Raw genomic sequence first — 2,241 nt, forward strand, 5'->3', positions numbered from 1 at the left:
CTCCTCCGAGCCCAGTCGCGCGACCAGCTCGTCCCAATTCATGGCGTGCAGCGAATCATTCATGCGCCAAACGAATCACGCGGCGCAACTACCGTCAACGCTATGTTAGCGCGTATGGGGCCTGTCCCGAGGATCTGCCAGCGTTGCCGCGCTTGCAGCATTCAGGTTGCCGGCCGACGGCCGAATCGGCGCATCCAGCAACCTCAGGTAGATCCTCGGGACAAGCCCGAGGATGACGGCCACCGGCGCGGCCGTGACGTCCGTGCGCTTTTGCTCTTCTGTAGGTTCAACCGAACCTTTCGCGCGCAGCCGACTTCACCGCGTCCAGGTCGAACGGCGCCGCCGGCCCGCTCTCGATGCCTTGCCGCCACGCCGCCTGCAACCGCGCGCGCTCGATTTCGCGGACGTCCTCGCGGGTGCGCCAGTCGCGCAATGCCTCGCGGATCACCTCGCCAGCAGAAGCATAACGCCCCGTCGCCACCGCGTCCTTCACCATCGCCGCCAGTTCCGGCGACAACGCCACGCTGACTTTCTCGCCTGATGACATCGCACGTCCTCTCGCTCGGAGTGACCTCAAGCACATATACGACCGCGACGAACCGCTGACCAGCCGGGGCGGCGCGGAACGGGTGGAGCGCGGCGTTCGATACGACCAGATGTATGTAGGGAAAAAGCAGCCGATTCCTGAAGGTCCGACCCTGCCAATAGGTGTGGAGAAACCGGACCGATTCGGGGATCGCCGGTATATGGCAGATTACGACGCCATAGCGGTCGTTTAGCTTGGCTTGTCCGTGGCCTGAAACCCGCCATCCGAAATGCATCTGGATTCTGGCTTGAACGGGGCCGACAGCGGACTGTCCTGTCCTAGTTGAGAACGTGAGAAAGCTGACGTTCGGCCAGCGATGCGCTGGCTCTGTAGAAGGCCGTGTTCGTGCTCGCTCTCATTGACCGGCAAGTAAAAGTCGTGGAAGAGCGTCATCATATGCTTTTTTCTGCGTTTGCGTTTGATAAGAACTCCATTGGAGATCACAGATCGTAGAACGGCATGGTTGTCGAACATTAAGTAGATAGGGGGAGGGCTCCACGAACAGATGCCATTGGCTTTTTCTCAAGCTGCAGACAACGCCACGTGCGTACTTTCGCATTGGAAGGTCGTCGAACAGGCGGGCTTCGTCGATGTGTTGGCTTGGCTCTACTTGCGCAAACCAACACATGCAGAGCGCGTCATTTTGGGTTTAGAACCTGGGGCTGCCGGGCTTTTCGGTTCGGTAAGAAACAATGCCATCGCACTTCTGCAATACAAATTGTCGGATATTGCTGCCGACTTGGGAAGTGCCGACGACGATAAACGCGCGAAAGCGGAGAAGGCGCGGGATGCTCGTATCGCCCACAGAGATGGCCTACTTTTCCAGCATATTTCTTGGATAGCAGCGCGACTCCAATTCCCTTCTGCCGAAGCCTCACCGCCGCACGTGCGCAAGGCAGATAAGGGTTTTGACGGTTTCCTTGTTGAGGTGGACACCGCCAATCTCGATCTAACCCGTGTTGTGATTTGCGAGGATAAGGCGTCGATTTCCCCACGCAATCTCGTGACTTCCAGTATTTGGCCGGAGCTGAAGGCGATCGTTGCCGGAGAGCGTGATCTCGAAGTTCTCGATGCCATAACACCGCTCCTGAAGTCGCTAACAGAAGCGGACCGCGAGACTGCCATCGGGCGCATTGTGTGGGGGCGCGCCCGAAACTTTCGTGTGGCGCTCACGGCTGGCGACGATCAGGTAAAGAACGGAACCTATGGCCATCTATTCGATGGCTATGCCGACCAAGCCGGTGGAGATGTTACTGCGAGACTTGCCGAAGTGATGCCGATGCAAGATGTGCGTCAATATCTTGACCACCTCGCGGGGCAAGTTGTCGCCAAATTACAGGCAGTACCTTAGCCATGTTCGATCCGGTCACAGCTGATTTTGTGCGCTCGGCAGCGCCGCTTCCAGGTCTTAATCCGGCTTCACTCGTCGATGAATTGACTGCCGCATATGTCGACATCGCGGCCGCGCGTCTGTCGGTCGGCTCGGATGCCGACCAAGCGAACTTGGCAAATGTCGCCGATCGAATGAGCAGGTTAGCCCGTCTTATTCACGACGGCGTGTTCGCAAGGCTGGCGGATGTAGCATAAGCGGTTGATTTGGCGTAGGATTCGGTTGCTTAGGCCAATCCTGCCGACAACATCGCGCGAGCCACACC

General features: G+C 58.3%; 3 protein-coding genes. 2 read left to right on the forward strand and 1 reads right to left on the reverse strand.

Annotated features, from left to right (window positions below):
* Nucleotides 1-286 precede the first annotated feature (286 nt).
* Nucleotides 287-523 carry a type II toxin-antitoxin system ParD family antitoxin gene (locus N1F91_RS30830; protein WP_289997736.1) on the reverse strand — a complete coding sequence of 79 codons (237 nt, stop codon included), beginning with the start codon at nt 521-523 and terminating at the stop codon, nt 287-289.
* Nucleotides 524-1,091: 568 nt separating this feature from the next.
* Here N1F91_RS30830 and N1F91_RS30835 point away from each other — a divergent pair.
* A complete protein-coding gene (locus N1F91_RS30835) occupies nt 1,092-1,937 on the forward strand; it encodes a hypothetical protein (RefSeq protein WP_289997737.1) in 846 nt (281 codons plus the stop codon).
* A gap of 2 nt (nt 1,938-1,939) precedes the next feature.
* A complete protein-coding gene (locus N1F91_RS30840; RefSeq protein WP_289997738.1) occupies nt 1,940-2,173 on the forward strand; it encodes a hypothetical protein in 234 nt (77 codons plus the stop codon).
* The last annotated feature ends 68 nt before the right edge of the window (nt 2,174-2,241 follow it).

Origin of the sequence: Aquibium sp. ELW1220, assembly GCF_030398385.1 — a bacterium.
Taxonomy (GTDB): domain Bacteria; phylum Pseudomonadota; class Alphaproteobacteria; order Rhizobiales; family Rhizobiaceae; genus Aquibium.

What these genes read in the sequence shown, in the direction of transcription:
- N1F91_RS30840 (WP_289997738.1), top strand. Translation starts at nt 1,940, where the DNA reads ATGTTCGATCCGGTCACAGCTGATTTTGTGCGCTCGGCAGCGCCGCTT.
- N1F91_RS30835 (WP_289997737.1), top strand. Translation starts at nt 1,092, where the DNA reads ATGCCATTGGCTTTTTCTCAAGCTGCAGACAACGCCACGTGCGTACTT.